The organism is Streptomyces hirsutus (assembly GCF_001418415.1).
GTDB classification, from domain to species: Bacteria; Actinomycetota; Actinomycetes; order Streptomycetales; family Streptomycetaceae; genus Streptomyces; species Streptomyces hirsutus.
Genome location: NZ_LIQT01000495.1, coordinates 1 through 5,559, shown reverse-complemented (window position 1 = coordinate 5,559; position 5,559 = coordinate 1). Strand labels below are relative to the sequence as shown.

The 5,559-nt window shown below is 70.6% G+C and carries 4 protein-coding genes and 2 pseudogenes; 1 reads left to right on the top strand and 5 read right to left on the bottom strand.

The genetic code is table 11. The annotated features are described in order from the left end of the window. A partial coding sequence (locus AOK11_RS32280; protein WP_240497572.1) for a LacI family DNA-binding transcriptional regulator occupies positions 1-564 on the bottom strand: 564 nt, incomplete at its 3' end. A 182-nt stretch (positions 565-746) separates the two neighbouring features. Between AOK11_RS32280 and AOK11_RS32275 the strand changes: the two genes are divergently transcribed. Beyond that, entirely contained in the window at positions 747-2,096 is a 1,350-nt protein-coding gene (locus AOK11_RS32275) for a glycoside hydrolase family protein (RefSeq protein ID WP_055597234.1), read from the top strand. 297 nt (positions 2,097-2,393) lie between these two features. On the opposite strand, the pseudogene AOK11_RS47020 reads toward AOK11_RS32275, so the two are convergent. The 4 genes and pseudogenes from AOK11_RS47020 to AOK11_RS32255 form a co-directional block, all read right to left on the bottom strand. Continuing rightward, positions 2,394-2,648 (bottom strand): annotated as a pseudogene (locus tag AOK11_RS47020) (site-specific integrase); the annotation flags it as partial. Between the two features lie 283 nt (positions 2,649-2,931). Continuing rightward, on the bottom strand, positions 2,932-4,509 hold the full coding sequence (locus tag AOK11_RS32265; RefSeq protein WP_055597233.1) for a sensor histidine kinase: 1,578 nt from the start codon (positions 4,507-4,509) through the stop codon (positions 2,932-2,934). Beyond that, positions 4,506-5,258 (bottom strand): response regulator transcription factor, encoded by a 753-nt coding sequence (locus AOK11_RS32260; protein WP_055597232.1) that lies wholly within the window; start codon positions 5,256-5,258, stop codon positions 4,506-4,508. The genes AOK11_RS32265 and AOK11_RS32260 overlap by 4 nt, the downstream gene beginning before the upstream one ends. Before the next feature lie 108 nt (positions 5,259-5,366). Next, positions 5,367-5,559 (bottom strand): annotated as a pseudogene (locus AOK11_RS32255) (CotH kinase family protein); the annotation flags it as partial.

Here is a 5,559-nt window from a genome sequence, read left to right as displayed (position 1 = left end):
CAGCGGCCCGCTGGACCCGCTGATCATGCCGATGCGGCGGTGGCCGAGGTTCACCAGATGCCGTACGGCGCTCTCGGTGCCGGCCCGGTCGTCTATCCCGACGACGGTGAAACCGGGCCGGGTTCCGCCGACCGTGGTGGCCAACGGCACCCCCAGTGAGCGCAGCGCGGCCGACTCCTCATCGTCAGGAATGAGGAGGGACAGCACCGCGTCCACTCGCTTGCGGACCGGCAGCCTCGTGAAGAAACGCTTGCGCGTTTCCGGCGAGCCCAGGTTGTACAGCAGCACGTCGTACCCGGCGGCGCTGAACACCTTCTCGGCCGCGTCCAGCACGGTGCCGAAGAACCAGCGGCCCACGTAGGGGACCAGCACCCCGATGGTGCAGGTGCGGCCGCTGGCCAGGCTGGAAGCGGAACGGGACGCGGTGTAGCCGAGCTGGGCGGCGACGGCCGCGATCCGGTCCCGCACCTCGTCGGACACGCCCTGCCGGCCGCGCAGGGCGCGGGACACGGTGGACGCGGAGACGCCGGCCGCCTGAGCGACGTCGTTGATGCTGGCCGTCACGGCGCAGTTCCTCCCGTTGGTTTCACGTCGGTGTGAGCTGTGGGGTGACGTGACCGTAAACCCACCCCTCTTGTTGCGCAAGCGTTTGCGTTCATATTTACTTGGGCTGATTCCAAAGAGAGTCCGTTTTGATCGATGGTCAGCGCACGCGTTTGAGCGCTGTGAGCCGACAGGAACCGCGCATGCGCTACGCCCCGCCCGGCCTCTGCGTGAACGACTTCGCCCTGCTGCGGGACGAGGACGGCACGTACACGGTGCTGCACCTGCAGGGGCCCTGGACAGCCGAGTTCGACCACCTACGGATGGAGACCTCCTACGGCCGGGCCACCTCCACCGACCTGGTCGACTGGCAGCCGCAGGGCACCGCCTTCGGGGTCGGCCTGCCCGGCCGCTTCGACCAGCAGGCGGTGTGGACCATGCACCCCGTCCGGCACGGCGACGGAACGGCGATGTTCTACACGGGCGTGAGCGGACTGACGGCAGGCGGCTGGCCGTTGCAGTCGGTCGGGCTGGCGTACTCCGACCGCACCGACGGCACCGGCTGGCGACGCCACGGCACCGCACCGGTCGTCGAGGCGGACTCGCGCTGGTACCGCACCGGCGAACAGATGGCCTGGCGCGACCCCTTCGTCGTACGCGACGACGAGTCGGACGGCTGGGTGATGGTCGTCTGCGCCAGCGACGCCTCCCTCCCGGTCGAGGCCGGCGGCTGCGTCGCCTGGGCCACCTCCGACGACCTGGAGCACTGGACCGTCCACCCGCCGCTCATCTCACCCGGCGACGTCGACGAACTGGAGTGCCCGGTCCTGGAACGCCTCGACGACGGCAGCTGGCTCCTGCTCGGCTCCATCGGCGCGACCCGCGGCTTCGAGTCGTGGACCGCTCCCAGCCTGCGGGGCCCCTGGACCCGGCGCGGCCCACTCGGTCCGACCGGTTCCTACGCCCCCCGGATCATCTCCGCCCCCGACGGCTCCCGCGTCGTGCTGCACACCACGCCCCGTCAGGTCGGCCTCACCGACACCGGTGACCGCTGTCGCGGCATGCTGGCCCAGCCGAAGCGCCTGGTCGTCCCCGCGGACGGAGCACCGCGCCTGGAGTGGTGGCCCGGTCTGGACGCGTGGCTCGGCGAGGAGACCGACGTGCCCGTCCTGCACGCGGTCGGCGACCTCGGTATATCCGGGCCCGTCGAGATCACCCTGCGCACCCACACCGACGAGGGCGGACAGCCCGCCCTCACCGTCGGCTGTGACGGCAAGAACCTGTGGATGACCGGCCCGGACGGCGCTCGGCTCGGCGAGACTGTCCTGACCGAGCCCGCCGCGGGCCTGCGGATCCTCGCCATCGGGGAGTACGTCGAGGTCTACGCCGACGGCGTTTTCGCCCTGACCACCCTGTGCTACTCGGGCCACTCCGCCACGTGGACAGCCGTCGCTGAAGGACGTACCCGCACGATCCCCGTCCGCCCGATCCGCCTTCCCGCCCCCGACCGCGACGACGCCTCGGCCGTCTGGCCCGGCCCGTCGCCCCACTGAGCGGCGGCAACCGCCCCTGCGTCACGGCGTGGCCACCAGGCCCTTCGGCGGAACGGATTCAGCACACATGAGGTCGGGAAACCACGTGAAAACGTGAGAACCACGGAGGGGTCGTTTCCCGGCCGGCCACCCTGCGGCCACCCTCTCCGCAGGGTGCAGCCTCGCCCGGGGAAAACTCCTCAAGCGGGTGTCGCAGGTTCGAATCCTGCCGGGGCACAGAAGGAAGGGCCGGCTCAGGAGGGGTTTCCTTCCAAGCCGGCCCTTTGTCGTTCCGGGCGCTGTGCCACACGCGTGCCACTATGCCCGCTCGGCGCCCTCTCCGGAGGAGCCCGCGGCCACTCCCCCGCCGCCCCGGATCATGGCCCCGAGCCGGTCCGCGATGGCCCGGTCCCGGTCGCTGGTCATGTGCTGGTGGATCAACGCGGCCCGAGAGCTGCTGTGCCCCATCCGCGTCATCGGCTCCCGCGTGCCGGCCCCGGCCGTCGAGGCCGGTGTGTTGCCCGTGTGCCGCAGATCGTGGAAGTGCAGCTCGGCCGTGACGCCCGCAGCCCGTGCGCCTGCGGTGGTGTGCGGGCGGGTGGTGGTCGGGGACGGCACCGCGGGACGCTGCTGATCGAGTTCCTCGATGCGTGTCGGGCAGTTGGGTCCCACGCTGATGACTCCGCAGGGGGTGAGCAGAGGTTCCGTCGTCGTAGCGGCGTGGAGGGGGAGCCGTTCGCCCCTGTGGGTCGCGGCGTGCTGTGTCCAGTCCGGGGCCGACGCGATCAGGGCGCCCACGTCGGGATGGGGCAGGAGCGTGAGGTGCTTCTTGTCGATGCGGGCAGCGGCGGTGCGGTCACGTGTGATGCGGATCGTGGTGAGCCTCATCGGTGTCGTCCTTCGGCGCAGTCGTGGAATCGGGCAGAAGCAGACGGAAGGTGCATCCTTCGCCGGGGTGATTGTCCAGTTCGAGGCGCCCGCCGTGCGCTGCGGCGATGGCGGCGGCGATGGCGAGTCCGAGGCCGGAGCCGGGTTCGGGACCGGCCTCGCCGTCTGATCCGGTCGCCGGATCGAGCGGTGTCGCACGGTAGAAGCGGTCGAAGACGTGGGGAGCCTCATCGGGCTTGATGCCGGGGCCGTTGTCGGCGACCTCGATCACGCAGACAGGTGTGCCGGGCGGCAGCGGCCGACCGCTGCCGAGGTCCCCCCGGGTAGGGGTGCGGGTGGCGCCGACTCGGACGTGGACGCTGCTGTCTGCGGGTGTGTGGGTGCAGGCGTTGGACAGCAGGTTGCCCAGCACTTGGACGAGTTGGTGAGGGTCGCCGGGTGTCTCGATGATGTCGAGGTCGCGTTCGGCGGTGGCGGGATGGGTCGCGAGTGGCTCCAGGGTGATGGCCCGCTGGGGGTGGCGTATCGCGGTGGTGGCGATGGCGTCGGCAGCCAGGGAGAGGAGATCGACGGGTTCTCGGTGTGCCGCGGGTGAGTCGCCGAGCATGGCCAGGAGGAACAGGTCGTCGACGAGGCGGCTCATGCGATCCGCGTTGTGGGCGATCAGGGCGTGTGCCTCCTGGCGCCGCCGGCCTGGCATGTCGGGTTCGTCCAGGAGGAGTTCGGCGAAACCCTGGATGGCGGTGAGCGGGGTGCGCAGTTCGTGTCCGGCGTCCGCCATGAAGTGGCGCAGCTGCGCTTCGGAGGTTTCCGTGCGGTGGAGAGCGGTGCGCAGGCGGTTGAGCATCGTGTTGAGGGCCAGACCGAGCCGGCCGACCTCGGTGTCCGGGTCCGCCACGGGGACGTTGAGTTCCAGGGCACCGTCGGTGATGTGCTGAGCGGTGTACTCGACGCGGGTGAGCGGGCGCAGGCCCAGGCGGACGGCGCCGTTTCCCAGAGCGACGACTCCGACGGCCACGGCGATGCCGAGTCCGAGACTGAGCCAGAGGAGTTTGGTGGTGGCGCCGTCCACGGTGTCCAGGGGGAGGGCGACGACGGTACGCATGTGGTCGGGCCCGGAGTGGACGATCACTCGCCAGCCGGACCCGGTGGCGTCGCCCTCTGCCGGAACGGTGCTCGGCCGCCCGGCGGCCAGGTCCAGGTCGGCTGCTCGCTGTGGGAGCCGGGGCCCTGGGCTGTCGCTGCTCCCCAGGGAGGTGCGCAGCAGGCTTCCGTCTTCGTCGTAGAAGAAGACGCGGTAGTCCGAGGGCAGCGCGTTGTCCGGGCTCGGCGGCCGCGGCGTTCCGTCGTCGGCCATGTCTTCGTAGACCCGGCCCGGGGGGCGGAAGTGGGAGAGCCGGTCGTCGATCTGATCGGTGAGCCAGCCGCGCAGGACAGTCAGGCCGGCCAGCTGGCACAGAAGGACGGCACTGGTGGCCAGCAGGCCGGCTATCAGGACGAGGCGGCTGCGCAGGGAGCGCGGGCGCAGTCGGCGAGGCCACCTCATCGGTCGGCCGTTTGCGTCTCGTCACGCGGCAGCCGCAGGCAGTACCCGACCCCGCGCACGGTGTGGATCAGTGCGGGCGGACTGCGGTCGATCTTGCGGCGCAGGTTCTTGATGTAGGTGTCGACGATGCGGGTGTCGCCGGAGAAGTCGTACTGCCAGACCTGCTGGAGGATCTCGGCCTTTTCCAACACGCGTTCGGGGTGGGTGAGCAGGCAGGCCAGAAGCCGGAATTCGGTCGGCGACAGCTTCAGCAGGCGGTCCGCGCGTCGCACTTCGCGGGTGGCCTCGTCCAGGGTGAGGTCGGCGTAGCGCAGGGGTGGGCTGGTGCCGGTGACAGAAGCCGGTGCGTTGCTGCGACGCAGGATGGCGCGGATGCGCAGCAGCACCTCCTGGACGTGGAAGGGCTTGGTGACGTAGTCGTCGCCGCCGGAGCTCAGGCCGATGATGCGGTCCTCGACGCCGGTCCGAGCGGTGAGGAAGAGCACCGGCGTGTAGACACCCTGTGCGCGCAGGTCGCGGGTGAGCTGGAAGCCGTCGGTGTCGGGCAGCATCACGTCCAGGACGATCAGGTGGGGTCGGCGGTTGCCGGCCTCGAACATGGCCTCCTGTCCGCTGGCCGCGCTCGCCACGGCGTAGCCGGCCACGCTGAGCGCGGAGGTGAGCAGGGTTCGGATGCTGGCGTCGTCCTCCACGACCAGGACGGTGTGTCCGGCGACGGGCGTGCGCGTGAGGGTGTGTTGGTCGATCACGTTCTGGCACCTCGAGGGACTACGGGCACGGAGCCGCAGCAATGGGGGCTCTCCTGCTCTGGCACCTCCCAGCGGTAGCTGGGGGAGNNGCCCGGGATGCCGGGGTTCTCAGCCGGTCACTTCCTTGTCCTTGGCCAAGGCCGTGGTGCGGTCGGTGACGGTCTTGGTGAGCTCGGTCACGGCGGTGTCCAGCTCCTTGGAGTCCGCTCCTGCCGAGCGTGCCTGCTCCGCGGTGGTCTTCAGCTCCTTCGCCGCCGTGCCCGAGCCGTAGAACGTCTGGTACAGCTCCCGGTACGCCTTC

Coding starts and splice junctions, on each gene's coding strand:
- AOK11_RS32275 (WP_055597234.1), top strand. CDS start 747: ATGCGCTACGCCCCGCCCGGCCTCTGCGTGAACGACTTCGCCCTGCTG.
- AOK11_RS32265 (WP_055597233.1), bottom strand. CDS start 4,509: ATGAGGTGGCCTCGCCGACTGCGCCCGCGCTCCCTGCGCAGCCGCCTC.